General features: G+C 23.3%; 11 protein-coding genes. 6 read left to right on the plus strand and 5 right to left on the minus strand.

Annotated features, from left to right (window positions below; all coding sequences use genetic code 4):
- Nucleotide 1 precedes the first annotated feature (1 nt).
- Nucleotides 2-1,165, plus strand: coding sequence for an acetate/propionate family kinase (locus UPA3_RS02510; protein WP_006688690.1), 1,164 nt, complete (start codon nucleotides 2-4; stop codon nucleotides 1,163-1,165).
- Nucleotides 1,166-1,168: 3 nt separating this feature from the next.
- Here UPA3_RS02510 and UPA3_RS02515 read toward each other — a convergent pair whose 3' ends face one another.
- From UPA3_RS02515 to UPA3_RS02535, 5 genes are all read right to left on the minus strand, one after another.
- Nucleotides 1,169-3,286, minus strand: a complete 2,118-nt coding sequence (locus tag UPA3_RS02515) for a DUF1410 domain-containing protein (RefSeq protein WP_010891796.1) — start codon at nucleotides 3,284-3,286, stop codon at nucleotides 1,169-1,171.
- Nucleotides 3,287-3,470: 184 nt separating this feature from the next.
- On the minus strand, nucleotides 3,471-4,775 hold the full coding sequence (locus UPA3_RS02520) for an endonuclease/exonuclease/phosphatase family protein (RefSeq protein ID WP_004026782.1): 1,305 nt from the start codon (nucleotides 4,773-4,775) through the stop codon (nucleotides 3,471-3,473).
- A 151-nt stretch (nucleotides 4,776-4,926) separates the two neighbouring features.
- A complete protein-coding gene (locus tag UPA3_RS02525) occupies nucleotides 4,927-7,668 on the minus strand; it encodes an MBA family surface membrane protein (RefSeq protein ID WP_010891797.1) in 2,742 nt (913 codons plus the stop codon).
- A gap of 213 nt (nucleotides 7,669-7,881) precedes the next feature.
- A complete protein-coding gene (locus tag UPA3_RS02530) occupies nucleotides 7,882-8,403 on the minus strand; it encodes an adenine phosphoribosyltransferase (RefSeq protein WP_006688428.1) in 522 nt (173 codons plus the stop codon).
- Nucleotides 8,404-8,423: 20 nt separating this feature from the next.
- Entirely contained in the window at nucleotides 8,424-11,435 is a 3,012-nt protein-coding gene (locus UPA3_RS02535) for a hypothetical protein (protein ID WP_006688609.1), read from the minus strand.
- Nucleotides 11,436-11,756: 321 nt separating this feature from the next.
- Between UPA3_RS02535 and ybeY the strand changes: the two genes are divergently transcribed.
- The 5 genes from ybeY to dnaG are packed head-to-tail and all read left to right on the plus strand — an operon-like array spanning nucleotide 11,757 to nucleotide 17,203.
- The gene (ybeY, locus tag UPA3_RS02540; protein ID WP_006688705.1) at nucleotides 11,757-12,224 is read left to right on the plus strand and encodes an rRNA maturation RNase YbeY; all 468 of its coding nucleotides are present in this window, start codon (nucleotides 11,757-11,759) and stop codon (nucleotides 12,222-12,224) included.
- The gene (gene era / locus UPA3_RS02545) at nucleotides 12,217-13,119 is read left to right on the plus strand and encodes a GTPase Era (RefSeq protein WP_006688444.1); all 903 of its coding nucleotides are present in this window, start codon (nucleotides 12,217-12,219) and stop codon (nucleotides 13,117-13,119) included. The genes ybeY and era overlap by 8 nt, the downstream gene beginning before the upstream one ends.
- Nucleotides 13,119-13,835: a DNA repair protein RecO gene (gene recO, locus UPA3_RS02550; protein WP_010891799.1), complete on the plus strand. Its 717-nt coding sequence runs from the start codon at nucleotides 13,119-13,121 to the stop codon at nucleotides 13,833-13,835. The genes era and recO overlap by 1 nt, the downstream gene beginning before the upstream one ends.
- A 33-nt stretch (nucleotides 13,836-13,868) precedes the next feature.
- On the plus strand, nucleotides 13,869-15,290 hold the full coding sequence (locus UPA3_RS02555) for a glycine--tRNA ligase (protein WP_010891800.1): 1,422 nt from the start codon (nucleotides 13,869-13,871) through the stop codon (nucleotides 15,288-15,290).
- Nucleotides 15,278-17,203, plus strand: a complete 1,926-nt coding sequence (dnaG, locus tag UPA3_RS02560; RefSeq protein WP_010891801.1) for a DNA primase — start codon at nucleotides 15,278-15,280, stop codon at nucleotides 17,201-17,203. Before UPA3_RS02555 ends, dnaG begins: the two co-directional genes overlap by 13 nt.
- The last annotated feature ends 77 nt before the right edge of the window (nucleotides 17,204-17,280 follow it).

The raw sequence follows: 17,280 nt of genomic DNA on the forward strand, positions 1-17,280 counted from the left end.
TATGATGTTAATAATTAATATTGGTAGTAGTAGTTGAAAATTTTGCTTGTTTGATATGAATTTAAAACAAATATTTAGTGGCAAAATTCGCTTAGACGTTAGCCCACACCAACTAAAATATATCTTTGATAAAAATGAATATGTTTATTTACTTGATGATGATCACAACAATCACGTTGATTTAATCATTAAATTTTTAATTAACAAAAAAATTATTAAAAAATTAGAAGATATCACTTATTTTGGAATTCGAGCTGTTTATGTTAAAAATTTTTATGGAGCAAGTGCTTTTTTAAATAATGAAATTTATAATGATCTTAACCAACACACAGATTTATGTCCTATTCACAACCAAAATACTATCATGTTAATTAATGACATTAAGCATTTAAACACCTCTGCAAAAATTATTATTATTTTTGATAATTGGTTTCATCGTAGTATTAATAAAAATAAATACACTATTGCTATTGATCAAACAATAGCAATAAAACATAAAATTCGTAAATATGGTTTTCATGGAATTTCTTTTAGTTATAGTAATAAAATAATGCAAAATTATTTAGGAAAACAAGATGTTAATTTAATTATTTTACACTTAGGTTCTGGATCGTCAGTTTGTGCAATTAAAAATGGAAAATCATTTGATACCTCAATGTCTTACTCTCCTCTTTCAGGAATTATTATGAATACAAGAAGTGGTGATATAGACCCTAGTGTTTTACTTACTTTAAAAAAAGTAAAAAACCAATCACTGAAGCAATTGATCTTATTTTTAAATCAGCAATCAGGTCTTTATGGATTAACAAAACATCATAGTATTAGTGAAGTTGCTAATAATTTGCACAATAAAAATAATGAACTTGCCCTTGAGATGTACACTGATAGCATTGTTGATTATTTTATTAAGTATTTAAACCATTTACAAAAGATTGATGCAATTGTATTTTCGGGAGGAATTAGTGAATTTGAGCATCTTGTTTTAGAAAAAATTATTAGTAAAATTCATCTAATAAACCTTGAAATTAACGATCATTTAATACTAACAAACACGTTAAATAAAATTTCAACATCTAAATCACAAATTCCTATATATTTATGTTTAGTGAATGAAGAGCACGAAATTGCTTATGAAATGCTAAATTTAATTAATAAGACAAAATAAAAATTATTCATGATAGTCAGCACTATGAATAATAGAAAAATACTTATCTAATGATTTGTTAAATTCAATATTTTGATTATTTACTTTAACATCAACAAAATCATAAACAATTTGGTCCTCAATATTTTCAAATTTTGCTATTAAAGTTTTCTTATTTACATCATATTCCAAAGTTTTTGGGCTTATCAGATTAGTAGTGTATCCTGTTCGTTTTTTAATTGTAAATGTAAAATTATTAGATGAAGTGGGATTTGTGGGAATATTATCAAATTTTAATTTGATTGTTGTTAATTTAGTTTCTTTATTATAAGATTTACTAATTTCATTTACATTAAATTTAGTTTTATAATCACTATTTTTAGTATCAAAATCAAGCGGGATATTAAAAGGATGGTTATGATGATTTGTATTTTTTTTTAAAAATTCAGGTTTGTTTAATAATTGTTTATTTTTATAATCATTAATAACAAAGTCAATAACTTCATATGATTTATTTGATTCTAAATCATTAATTGTTACATTCAATATGTGGTTATGAACCAAACCCTCAACAGTATTATTAGTAGTATCAATACTATTAGATGATGGTTTTAGTCTATATTTGACACTAACTTTATCACCATCAACTAAATCAAAATCATCTTCTAAATGAAACTCTAATTTAGCGGATTTATCGGTTGAACTATAAGAAATCTTTTTGATTTTAATTTTTGCTTGAGGTGTATTAAAACTACCATTTAATCCTTGAGTATTTACTTCTAAAGCTTGTTTTTCACTAAAATCTTGTAGATCATCAAAAACTAGTTTAGAAAAAGTGTATTTTCGGTTTGATAAAACTTTATCGAAACTAAATTCGTACTCTTTTTTTGTGGGATCAAATAAAACAGGTTTTGATACAATGATGTTATTTGCATTATCCATGTATACTAATTTTAAATATTTATTTTTTAAATAATTAACGTTATTTTCAAAATATAATTTAATCTTAACACTCAAATTTTCATCATTAAATCAAAAATCACTGCTTTCATGTTCTAAGTTCTCTAATCTTTGAACAGTAGTTAATTTTGTAGAGGTTAAAATATTTAAATCTAAATTAGCTAATGATATTGGCTGTCCATTAAGAGTTAATGAATTTAATGAGTATTTTGTACTAGTTTGTAAACCCGTTAAATTAAATGATAAGGTCTTTTTAGAGTTATTGTAAACATAATTTTCAAAACTAAAAGTATTTGATGGTTGGTGTGCTGAAACTAATTTTAAAACAAATTTTTGATTATTTAAATCACCTAACTTATTATCTTTAAAATAAAAAATCAATTTTGCACTAGTATCATAAATTTCTTTTTCAATTTTGGTGATGTTTAAATCTTTAATAATCGGGTTTGAGTTTTGCTTATTAGTATTAGATAATACTAAATTTTGGTTACTAAAAACTAACTCTTTATTATTTAAAACAATCCTATGAATTTGGTATTTAGCGTTGTTTTCTAATTGAGTAAAATTAAATGTTATCGATGGCGAATTTGGTTGATAATTAAACTTAAATTTTGTAATTTGTTGGGTTTGTAAATTTAATAAACTAATCTCAAAAATATTTTGGTTTTCGTTCGCTAAAAAATATTTTGTAAATTCTAAATTTAAATCAGCACTATTATTAGTAATATTTTTTCAATCAATTTTTTTTATACTAAATTGATCTACATTTTCTTGTGTTAATGTACTTGTTATAAAATCTAGTTTAGTTATTAGCTGTTTTTGATTATTAATTAATAAATCTACTAATTCATAACCCATATTTGGTTTTAATTCATTAATAATTAATTTATTAAGATCATTATCCTTAACTAATTTTAAATTATTAATTGTTTTTAAATCACCAGTTGCTTTTTCTTTTAAAACAACACTGTATGAATGTGATGCTAAAACTGCACTACCTTCTAAAAATAACTCAATACTATTAGTAGTTGTTTTAAATTTTTTTATTTTAAAAAGCACTTGTTTATCATCAACCTTACTTTTTGATTTAGTGCATGCACCAATTAAGCAAGATAAACCAATAATTAAAGTACTACAAGTTAAAATTGTAATTATTTTAGTTAAATGTTTTTTAGTTATCATCTTTTATAAATCCTTTTTTGAAATTATCTATTAAAAAGCAAATTGAGCTTTTATATCATACAATAAATAATCTATTTTTAAAACTTTATTGTTAATCTACGATAAATTTAAAAAGGTACTTGGATGTTAAGTATAATAACTTTTGTGCTCTTTTTTTATAAATTTATGTATTTAAATCTCTTTATTAATTTTCATCAATAATATCATTTTCATCGATTTTAATATTAACAGCAACTAAAGTATGATCTGAGATAATAGAAGTAGCTTTTTTAATGTATACATCATTTGATTTTGCTATTTCATCCCAATTATCAACAATATTTTGCATTTGTTGATTACTTAAAGAACGAAAATAGGTTTTTAAAAAAGCTAATTTTCAGTTTTTATCTAATAATGTATTTGTTAAAGAAACTGATCATAAATCATACTTATAAGTATTTAAAACTTTAATTGATGGTGAAGTAAAAATTTTGTCATAGTGTTGTGCGTATTTTAAATAAGTTTTTGCTAATGTAGTTTTGTTATTTTCATTATCATCCTTAAAATTGGATAAATAATTACGTTTATAAAGTGAAGCAAAGGCTCCTAATTCGTTTTTTGTTTTAATATTAGTATCACCAACAAAAATTAAATCATCATTATTTCCATCTAATCTATCAATATAGTCCATCACATTTCCTAATTGATATGCCTCATTTAATTCCTTTGAGCCTTGTTTAATATTAATTTTTAAATTTTTATTACCATAAGTATGATCATGTTTGCTAGTTTTATGTTCGTTTGCTCCTGGTGAATCTAAATGACTAGCGACAATTGTAAAATTAAATTTGTTATCTAAAGTTTGAAATTCATAGGCATAAGGCGGACGTGAATAAGTAATTTTAGTATTATCATTCCAGTTCTTAAAATATTGTTCAAACAAAATATCTTTATTATCATTGTTTTTGTAAATATATTCTTGAACTGGTTTTATTATATTAGCTTTATAAAAGAAGCCAATTCGTTCAGTTTGTGATTCATTGCCTTTTGAAAATAAGTTTTTTGATAGCACATAATTTCAATTAGCTGTTTGATCAAATTGATTTTTGTGTAAATTTAATTCTTTTAAGATGGCACGCATTGGTAAATCATCGTGTTCATTATTTTTTGCACTATTAATTTCTGTTAAAGCAATTACATCAACATTACTTTTTAGAATCACCTTTGCTAAAGCTTCATTTTTTAACTGGTTTATTCCACCTTGATTTAAAACATTTCAATGACCTACACAAATTGTTTTTTGGTTTAAAAATGATCTTGTTGAGTTAGGTTGTTCTTTTAAAGAATTATTATTATTTTGAATTATATAACTATCATTATTTACACTTGTATCATTCTTTTTTTTATTTTTTAAATAAAAAACAACGCCAATAACTGCACTTGCTATTAAAATGATTAACAACGTTAACGAAATAGTAATTACTCATTTCCGGCTTTTATTATTCTTCATAAATTTCCTTAATTTTGTTCATAGTTATTAAATTTTAAACAATAATTTAATCCTTTTTTAATCTTTTAAACAAGGCAAAGCAAATGAATAATATAGAATTCATTTATTTATTTATTTATAAAAAATAAGTTTTTTTAAAAAAATTTTATCGTTAAGAATTAATTTTGTTTGGTAGTTTAATAGTTAAATTTTGATCATCTTTAGAAAAAGGACTAATATCATTTGTTGTTAAATCATTATAAATGATTGTTACTTTATTAAGTACTAAATCATCATAATACCAATCAAATGACTCATGATCATTTTGATCTTTATAGTCAATATTTGCATAATTTATTACATATGTTAAAGTTTTAGTTGCTTTATCTAAAACAAAATCTTTGTCCTTGTTTGAATTAATTGCTTCAGGATTGCTAAACGTTCTAGATAATGAAAATGTTCAATTAGCATTTTTATTATTTTTAGGCTTTAAAGACGAAATAATGGCAAACAGTTTATGATCCGCATTTTTGTTATATCATCAATTATTAGAAAACTGCAATGATATTTTTGTTTTTTTGGTTACTGAATCATAACTAGCAACAATTTTTTCTACCTTAGAAGCTGAAGCGTTAGTTTGAACCATTGTTATAGAAGTATTAATAATCACTGGTTTAGCATTTATCATTAACGAACTAATTTGATAAGTGCTCTCAGGTTCTAAACCTCCATAAATATTTTCATCATTATCTAAATCATAAATTAATTCAATTACATTTGAATTATTAACTTTTGAAGATAAAACAGTTTGGGGACTAAGTGTAAATTTTCGGTTAATAATATTAGTATCAAGATTATAAAAATTTAAAGCATAATCTGATGGATTTAAGCTTTGATGTAAACTTAAACTATCTAATTTCATTTTAATTTTTAATATATTATGGATTTTGTCATATTCTCAAGTATCAAGAGATGCTGTAATAGGAATCTCAAAAATAGCTTCATGATTGTGTTTTGATAATAACTCAATCACAGACTGATCATCGTTTATTAAACTAATACTTTTAATTACATATTGATGTTGTTTTAAATAATTTGGAAATGTGTTTTGGTTAATTTTTAATTTAAATCCTGCTTGTTGGAAACTAAATTCATTATTTAAACGATTAAAAATAATTTGCTTACCGTCTTTTAAAGTCAATTTAATTTTATTAATTTTTGTAAGATTAAGTTGTTTAAAATGTTTGATATTAAGATGTAATTCAGGATCATTCTTAGCATTAAATTTAATTACATTTGATTGGTATTCAGCAAATTTTAACGTAAATTGTTTATTTTGTAAATCATCAATTTCAATTGGTATTTCATTGATTGATGCTTCATTATTAACCACAGTTAATTTAGTAATTATATAATTAGAATCATTTTCAAGAATTTGACCTATCGATTTAGCATTCAAAGTTTTATTTAGATTTAATAGAAAATACTTATTTTTTACATCATAAAAAGAACCTGTTGTTATTTTGTTTTCTAAAATATCAAAACTAAAGGTCTTTATATCTTCTTGCTGATCTGTATTTATTTTTTTAATTGTTAATAAAACTTTTTTAGTATTTTGCACTATTGGCGAATCACTATCTAATTGAAATTTCATAAGCATATTTTGTGGATCAGTATCATCAAATGTAAATTTAATGATTTTAGAAAGATGTTTATTAGTTAAATCAAGCTGTTTTTCTCTAATACTTAATGGCAAAGTTTGCTTATCATTCATTATTGTTAATGATTTAATTTTAAAAAAAGGAGTTTTTAAAATAAGAGTTTGTAATTCTAAATTATTGACTAAATCAAAAACAATATTGTTTTTATCGTGATTAAACTTTAATGATTTTAAAATAATAGTTTTATTATTTTTAGTTGATATAAGTTCAATATCTGCACTTAACATATTATCTTTAAAATTATATGGGTTAATAAAATGATCATATGAAAGTTGTAATTGTTGTGGAATTCCATCATTTTTAATCACTTTAGTATCTAAAACATTTATTTTTGTTCATTTTGAAAAAACAGATGGAATTAATAAATAAGTTGGTCTTTGATTATTAATACTTCCATCTAACTGTAACCCACTTGGTTTATAAACGCTTTGGTTAATTTCAAGTTTTTTTTGGTCTAAAACTAATTTAGAAATAAAATATTCGCCATCATCTAATTGGTTATTTGCATCAGCATTTAAATTAGCAGTAATAGTTAATACTGGTTTTTTATTTTGTTGTGTTAAGTGATTAAATTGATATTTTAGAAAATGCAATTTAAAGGTTTTATTTGTTTTTTTATTTGTTAATTCAATTTCAATATTTTTATCTTTAATATCATTAAGATTTAAATTTAAAAGCTTAATTTCGAATTCAACTTCTGTTTTTTTAATGTTAGTAAATCGGGCACTCTGGTCAACAACTTTAATTAAATGATCTTCTTTATTAAAATTAAAATTAATGGATCTAGTCAACATTTTATTAGTTTGAATCACTTGAACGCCAACAAATTCTTGACTTGAATTTATAATAATTTTTTCATTGGGTTTAGGACGTTGGGGTAAGCGAATATAAATACGATTATTTATAATAATTGGTTTTATATCAACATAAAAAGCAATTTTTTGGTTTGAACTATTAATAATACTTGTTGAAAAAATAACTTTTGGCATTTTTTGCATATCTTCATTTGTTAATTTATTAAATTCATAAGCAATATAATAATCGTCATTTTCTGTTTTTAAAAAATAATCTAAAACTTTTAATTTATATCTGGTTTCACTAAAACTACATGCAGAAATGGTGCTGATAATAGGTATTGATATTAATGAAGCAATAAGTAAGTTTCAGTATTTATTTTTATTTTTTAATCTCATAGTTTATTCAATCCACTAAACAAATAAATATTTATATTTTATACCGGTTGTAATTAAGTTAAATTTAAATAAAAATTAATGCTATTTTTAGTTAAATTAAAAAATAATTTTTGGAACATTATATTGTGTAAATTTCCTATATTATTATAATATAAAAAAATACTTTAAGAACATTGGGAGGTTCTTAAAGTAAGAATTTAATTTTTATAAAAATTAATAATTAATTAAAGCATGAACTTTTCCACTTAGTTTTTCTTCACCTTTTAGAAATCCTAAACGAATTAAATAAACACTCCCTGCTACAATTCCTTTAGCTTGACGAACAAGATTTTCAATCGCAGCAACAGTCCCTCCTGTTGCTAATAAATCATCAACAATTAAAACGCGTTGGTTTGGTTTTAGTGCATCTTTGTGCATCTCCACACGAGAACTACCATATTCTAATGTGTACTCAGCACTATAAACATCATTTGGTAACTTATTTGGTTTACGTACCAAAATAAATGGCTTATTTAATTTGATTGATAATGGTGCTGCAAACAAAAAACCACGCGACTCCGCACCTATTATAGCATCTATATTTAATGATTTAGCAAAGTCAGCAAAATCATCAACAATCTTTTCAATAATTTTTGGTTCTAAAAATAAAGGAGTAATATCCTTAAAAACGATTCCTTTTTTAGGGAAGTCTGGTACATCCCTGATTTTTGATTTAATGTAATCAATATTGATCATAATCGTTATAAATCTTTCTTTTAAAATTTATTTATATTCATAATTTCTTGTTCATCAAATTTATCATAAACATTATCTGCATTATCATCCTTAGCTAATAAACCTTTACTAATATAAACCATTTTCATTCATAAATAATGAATAATTATGATTGATAAATAATGAGTAGATATTAAACTAAATAAAATAATTGCATTAAAACTAATTAAAACAAATGGTGTAAAAATCATTAATCACAATAATGCAAATAATATCACAATGTATATTATATTATAAGTATTAAAGTATTTAATTAAAGAATCTTGAATTTGAAATTGTAATTGTTTTTTTGTTACATGCTTCATTAAATCCAAAGTTCGTTTTAAATTTAAACAAATATGTAAACTAAAACTAGTCATTAAAACAAAACTCGTGTTAATTGCAATAATTGATATTTGATTATTAAATAAACGTAATAATCCAGCAATACCAAAGCTAATTAACGATGTACAAATGAGATTAATTATTATGGGGATTATTGATTGGGGTTTTAGTCAAATGCTTGATCAAATTAAAATAATAGCAAAGATAATAAAATACGCAGCAATTGAATTTGTAATATTATTAATTAAATGATATTGACTACTTCTATAAACAATTGCATCACTAAACCGGTGATTTAAACTGATCAAATCTATTTCACTTAAAACATTTGGTTTTTTAGCATCAAATTGCATTGATACTACTCCATCATTAATCTTATAATCTAAAATAGTTTTGAACTCGTGAGAATTAAAGTCTTTTAAATCACTTTTCATAATTAACTCATATACAGAACCAAAACTAAAACTATGGTTTGGAACAATAAAACCTAAAATAAATAAGCCAATAAAAGCTAAAATAAAGATAAAAATTAAAAAACTAATTCTATAAACCTTTTGATTCATGATTTTAAAAATCAATCGTTGGTATTTTTGTTGATCGTTTCATTCAAATTTATCATCAAAACGATTTTGGTTAATTGCATTAGTTGCAACTAAATATTTTCTTCATAGATGTAGTTTTGGAAGATGATGAGCAAGTGATCACAACATATACATCATTACAATAAATAATATATAAGATATTAACAAACAAGAAAAAGTTATTAAAATCAAATTAAAACCAAAAATACTAATGTTATTTTTACCAAAATACATAAAAACTAAACTGATAAAAATCATTAATAAATAAAACATTCCTTGATTAACAATCGTTTTATTTAAACTAATTCTTAAAGCGTTTTTATAAGAAAATTTTTGTTGAATTAAATGTTTTATATGGTTATTGAAATCAACTAAATTTAATAATGGCCAACAAATACCAATAATTAATGCACTATAAGTTTCTGTACTAAATCCTAAATTACTTGATTTTATTAATAATAAACTAATAACAAAACTAAAAGCCATTAACAAACTATAAATTAAACCTGGAATTTTATATAAAAGACTAATAATAATAGCGATGATTAAGATTAAAACTGCAATTCCAATCAAAATCGCATCCATAGGATTAATTGTTTTAATTACTGCACGTTTTAAATTAGATGGTTTTGTACTAAAATTATTTAATAAGTCATAAAAAGTTTTAGCGTAATCCTTTTTAATATTATTTTCACTAAAAACTGATTGTGCAAAATAAGTTGGTAAATAGTATTGTTTTAGATTATGAGCTGTATTAATAAAAGATTGAGTTGTATTATCTTTATTTAAAACTAGCTTGTCAGAGGTATATTTAACAATGCTTTGTTGGGCAGGAGTTAATTTATCATCTTTTTTTGGTGCTAGAAAGTAGTTAAAAAAATTATTATAATCAATTGCGTAAACAAAACCTCTTACTAAAGATAACTTATTAATGTTTCATGAATAAAACATTTCATTATCTTTAAAATTTTGTGTTTCATCTTGATTATTTGCATTTTTAATTTTTACTTTATGTGATGAAGATTGATAAAAAGCGCGAATTATATTCAATAATTGATCTGTTTGAACATTGATTGGTTCAATAATAGAGTTTGTATTAATAAAATATTTATCAAAATCTTGTTTTGCTAATCAATCAACAAAAGCTTTTTCCTCGCTGTTTGTATTTAAATTTTTATAAACAGTATCAACATAATCTCAACTTTTAGGATCAACATATTTTTGTTTTTGAGCATGCGCTAATGTCAATAACATATTAAATCTTGCAATTAATCCATCACGATTAACTCATAACAATCAAGAATTAACTGGAGCTTTTCGTTTTTGTTTTGTTCTATCAAAAGTCGCTACAGCTTGAGCTCTTGTTTTATTACCCATTGGATTGAAATTAAAATTAGCATCAAACTCTTTAGCAAAAAAATCTAAATTAAATTTTTGATGATCAAAACTAGTTTTTGGCAATAAAATTTCAACTTGCTGACCATTATTAGTTGTTTTAACACTAATTTTTTTAGGATCATTATTTAAAGTTAATCAATTTGTATTATCAAAATCCCTGTTTTGTGAAAGTTCAGGTTTTGGTGAAAAAAGTGAAGAAATGTTTTGTAATTCTAAACGGTTAGCGGTAGTAAATAAGCTTAAAAGTTGGATTTTTGAATTAATTTTTTCGTATGGCTTTGTTTTAGTTAGAAAATTAACGATATCTAATTTTGAATTTGTAGGATAAAATTGATAAACAATTTCCCCAAATTTTTCATGTTTTTTTGTATTTTTATTAATACGTTCATAAATAGCATATTTAGCACTAACATTATTTACACCCAATGCTTGTAAGTGTTTTTGACTTAGATTCGCTGTGGTTTTTAATAAATTTAACTGCTCTGCTTCTGTTTGAAAATCATTCAATAAAACTTGTGTTCTTGCTGATATTTTATCACCAAAATCACCAGTTTTTATATTCTTATTAGCATAATTAGCAGCCCCAATACCAGTGCCTACAATTGCTGCAATTGTTAATGTACTAATTCCAAAAAATGCTAAAACTTTTTTTCATTTCTGTTTGAATTTTATTTTTGTTTTAAATGACATTGTAAAACCAACTAACCTTGAATCATATTTTTAGAAATACTATAAACTCATAAAAACATTCATATTAACTAATTAATAATTATATATTAATTGTCATGATATCACTTATTAAATTCCTAATTATTTTTAAACTTGTACAAAAATTGTGTTTTTAACCTTAATATTTTTTATTTGCACTAATTTATTATTAAAAGAACCTTTATAAATTAATAACTAAAAACGTTTTAGATTATTTTAGAAAATAAATAATGGAGTAATATGTTAAGGTTATAATTATTTATAATTTAATTATATTAGAAAAAACAATTTAATAAGGATGTTATGCATTTTTTAATAACGAATGAAGTTAAAAAAATCTTTAATGATAAATTATATTCACAGCGTTTTAAACAAATAACCGATTTGGTCTCCACAAAATTAAATATTGATAAAAAGCGATTTTTTGAATGTCATTTTGTTGATGAAAAAACGATACAAGAAATTAATAAAAACTATCGTAATAAAGACTATATTACAGATGTTATTAGTTTTGCATTTGATGATGGCGAAATTATTACTCCTTTATTGGGAGAAATGTACATTTGCTATCAAAAGGTTGTTGATCAAGCAAGTCAATTTGCTCATTCATTCGAACGTGAACTATGCTTTTTATTTACACATGGTTTACTTCATTTATTAGGTTATGATCATATAAAAATTGAAGATGAAAAAATTATGTTTGCTTTACAAGATGAAATTTTAAATGAATTAAAAATTACAAGAAATATAAATGGTGCTAGAAATGATTAAAAAATACGGAATCGTAGCTATTGTTGGAAAACCAAATGTTGGTAAATCAACATTAATCAATGCGATTATGAAAAAAAAAGTCTCAATCATTTCAAATAAGCCGCAAACAACACGCAATGCTGTTAAAGAGATTTATGAAGATGATGAATCAGCAATTATTTTTACTGATACGCCTGGTTTTCATGAACCATCAAATAAACTAGATTTATTTTTAAATCATGAAATTGAAATTTCATATAAAGAAGCAAATGTAATCTTATTCGTGACAACTATGGACAAGGAATTAGATGCCAATGATTTTGAAATTATTAATTTAATTAAAGAAGCAAATAAAGAAAATATTATTTTAGTCATTTCAAAAGCTGAAATGGCTAAAAATCAAGATCAAATTGATGAAAGAATCCACTTTTTAAAAAAACATATAGCATTTAAGGATGTTGTTCAAATAAGTGCTTTACATGTTATTAACATTGATAAATTAATTAATACAATCAAAAATTACCTTCACAAAGATGTGGTAACCGATTATTTTCGTCAAAAAGCCGAAAAAGAAGATAAATTTGTTATTACTGAAATTATTCGTGAACAATGCTTATTAAATTTAAACCATGAAGTTCCTCACGGTGTTGGTGTAGAAATTGATGAAAGTAAATACAACCAAGAAGCAAATCATTGGATAATTAAAGCTTCAATAATAATTGAAAAAAATTCTCATAAACCTATTATTATTGGCCAAAATGGTACGATGATTAAAAAAATTAGCATGGGGGCAAGAAAGCAGTTGCATGAAATTTATGATTGTCATATTTCATTAACAATTTTTGTTAAAGTTGAAAACAATTGACGTGATAATAATAATATTATTAAATCATTAGGGTATAAAATTAAAAAATAATGGCTGAAATAATAACTAGAGGATATTTAGTTGCGCGCCAGGATTATGATGTTTTTGATGAAATATTAACATTTATTAATGAATATGGTAATCGTTTTATTATGTTTGCACCTGGAACAAAAAGAATTACTTCTAAGAACGCAAGAGCTTTGTTTTTTGGTAATTTTTTAGAAATACAATTTTTTTATGCAAGAAATGATACAAAACTTTCAAAATTAAAAAAAGTTATTTCTCTAGATCAAATTGATTATAAGTACGAAAATACATATTCAATGCTAATATTAAGCGAATTAATGACTAAAGTTGTTAATTTTAATGTTGAATTCTACCAATTCTATCAGCTAATACTAGAATATATCATTTTAGAATATAATGATTATTATATAAGCTGTTTTTTATTGGTAAAATTTTTAATAATGAATGGAGTTAATTTTAATTTTCAAGCATGTGTTCATTGTAATAGCTCAAAAAATATTAAAACTTTTTCTTTGGCTGATCATGGTCTTATATGTATTAACTGTGAATCTAAAATTATTAATAAAATAGATTATGAACCAAAGGCGTTACAATTATGGCAGAAACTTTATTTTGCAACACAGATAAAAAAAGACGAGGATAAAGATAATGAAATTATATATAAGGGGTTATTAAAAATATTAAATTCTGTTCTTTATGATCAATTAGGAATTTATTTAACGATAATAAAAAATATTTAAATAAAAAAGGATTTTAAAAAATAGGCAATAATTATGAGATATAAATTTAAAACACAAGAAGACTTAGTAAATCATTTAAAATCTGTTGGTTTTGTTTTTGCAAATTCAGAAATATATAATGGATTAGCTAACGCATGAGATTATGGACCATTAGGTGTATTATTAAAAAATAATTTAAAAAATTTGTGGTGGAAGGAATTTGTTACTAAACAAAAAAACATTGTAGGTTTAGATAGTGCCATCATTTTAAACCCCTTAGTATGAAAAGCAAGTGGACATTTAGATAATTTTTCAGACCCATTAATTGATTGTAAAAGTTGTAAAACAAGATATCGTGCTGACAAATTGATTGAATCTTTTAATAAAGATATTCATATTGCTGAAAATTCTACTAATGAAGAATTTATGAAAGTTTTAAATGATCATAAGATCTTCTGTCCTACATGCAAACAATTTAATTGAACTGATATTCGTCATTTTAACCTTATGTTTAAAACACACCAAGGAGTAATTGAAGATCCTAAAAACATCGTTTATTTAAGACCAGAAACCGCTCAAGGTATTTTTGTTAACTTTAAAAATGTTCAGCGATCAATGCGTTTACACTTACCATTTGGGATTGCACAAATAGGTAAATCATTTAGAAATGAAATAACTCCTGGTAATTTTATTTTTAGAACTCGTGAATTTGAACAAATGGAAATTGAATTTTTCTTAAAAGAAGAAATTGCATATGATGTTTTTGATAAATATTTAAACCAAATTCAAAATTGATTAGTTACTTGTTGCGGATTAGATTTGAATAATTTAAGAAAACATGAACATCCCAAAGAAGAATTATCACACTATTCAAAAAAAACAATTGATTTTGAATATAATTTCTTACATGGTTTTTCTGAATTATATGGAATTGCATACCGAACTAATTATGATTTATCTGTGCATATGAATTTATCAAAAAAAGATTTAACATATTTTGATGAAGAAACTAAGCAAAAATATATTCCTCATGTTATTGAACCATCAGTTGGTGTAGAAAGATTATTGTATGCTATTTTAACTGAGGCTACATTTATTGAAAAACTAGCAAATGATGAAGACCGAATTTTAATGAATTTAAAATATGATCTAGCCCCTTATAAAATTGCTGTAATGCCATTAGTTAATAAATTAAAAGAAAAAGCAGAAGCAGTTTATAATAAAATTTTGGATTTAAATATTTCAGTAACTTTTGATAATAGCGGAAGTATAGGCAAACGCTATCGCCGTCAAGATGCTATAGGAACAATTTATTGTATAACAATTGATTATGATTCATTTGGTGATGAACACGATCCTACTTTTACTATTCGTGAACGAAACACAATGGCTCAAAAAAGAATTAAATTATCAGAGTTATCTTTATATTTAAGCCAAAAAGCTCATGAAGATTTTCAAAAGCAATGTCAAAAATAACTAACAATGTTTTTTTAACAATTCGTAATGCTATAAATATTTCCGATGTTATTCAAAATTACATTAAAGTAATTAAAAAGGGTAATAATTATTGAGCTATTTGTCCATTTCACAATGATACAAATGAATCATTGTCAATCAATGATAAAAAACAAATCTTTAAATGTTTTGCTTGTAATCATGCTGGTGATGTGATTAAATTTGTTGCTGAATATAAAAAGATCTCCTATGCTTTAGCAGCACAAGAGATTGTTCAATTAATGAATTTAGATTTAAACTTATTGAATCATTTACAAAAAATTTCTCCACAAGAAATTAAAAAAAATAAGGTTTTTGATTTAAACAAACAAATTCAAAAATGATTTATTAATTTTTTAAATAATAAAAATAACATTCATGTTATTGATTATTTAACTAAACGAAATTTAAATAAAAATGATTTAGCATATTTTAAAATCGGTTATGCTCCAAATAATGATGAATTATTAAATTTAATAAAATCTAATTATAATAATCTGATACAAGAAAATGACGAGTTTGAATTAAATAAATTAATAGAAAATTCCTTTTTAGTAATTGATAAGAATGGTAATTACCATGATTTTTTTAATGATCGTATTATTTTTAGTATTTATGATCATCTCAATAACGTTGTTGGTTTTAGCGGACGTATAATTACAAATGAGAAAACACCAAAATATTTAAATACTAAAACCACTGCTGTATTTAAAAAAGATGAAGTTCTTTATAATTTTCATAATGTTATCACCATTGAAAATAATCATCAATTATTTATAGTTGAAGGTTTTATGGATGTTATTACAATTCATAAATCTAACAAACCAAACGTTGTAGCAACAATGGGTGTTGAATTAACTAATAAACATTTAGAATTAATTAAAAGCTATGGAATTAAAGATTTAATTTTATGTTTTGATAACGATCAAGCAGGTTTTTTAGCTACTAAAAAACAAATTATGAAATTAATTAATTCCCCATTCAACATTTTTATTGTTAATCATAAAGATAATGATTGCAAAGACATGGATGAATATGCAAATAAGCACGGTTATAGTGCAACAAGTAAGCTATTAGACCAACAACTTCATATTAGTGAATTTTTATTATTAGAAATTAGTAATACAAACAAATCTACCCCCTCACTAAAACACAGTTATAAACAAGAGTGTTTTACAATCATTAAAAAATATGGTGATATTTTTTATGTAGATAAATATGTTGATTTCATGAAACAAACATTTTCAATTGAAGAAAATTTATTAAAAAAAGTTATTGAAGAATTATTAATTAACAAACAATGTAATTCTATTCAAAACAAAAAGAACATTCAATCATATCAAAAACAAACACAACTAACTAATAAACTTACTACTTCAAACCCAAAAGTTATCCTAACAAAAATTGATAAACATTTTAACCACTTAGTAGTAATTATATTAATGAATCGGGTTTTCTTAAACCGTCTTGATACGCAAGTTCGTAACCGGTTAACTAAAGAGCAAAGTTTAGTGATTAATATTATAGAAGACTTTTATTTGTACCATTTTAAGATTAATAATATTTTAAAAAACACTGATTCTTTTATTGAATTTATTAATAAAAACTACAGTAAATATACTAATGTTATTAACCAACTTACAAAAATGGTGCAGATTATTAAATATAACCCTAAGTTTGATAATATAGTGGCATTTGAACTAGCTAAAAATAATTTTATATATGAATGATTAAACAACCAAATTAAACGTTTAAAACTCATCAATCTAAATTTAAATATGAATAATAACCAAGAACAAATCATAAATAATGAAAAATTAATAAAGCAATATAATGATGAAAAAATTTTATTAGACAATTTAATCAATGCTTCTTTATTTCATAAAAATCAATAATGAATACAAAAAAGCTTTTTAGTAATGTTTGTTTACTAGAAAGCTTTTTTTATTATTAATCAATTAGTTTAAATGTA

Origin of the sequence: Ureaplasma parvum serovar 3 str. ATCC 27815 (genome assembly GCF_000019345.1) — a bacterium.
GTDB classification, from domain to species: domain Bacteria; phylum Bacillota_I; class Bacilli_A; order Mycoplasmatales; family Mycoplasmoidaceae; genus Ureaplasma; species Ureaplasma parvum.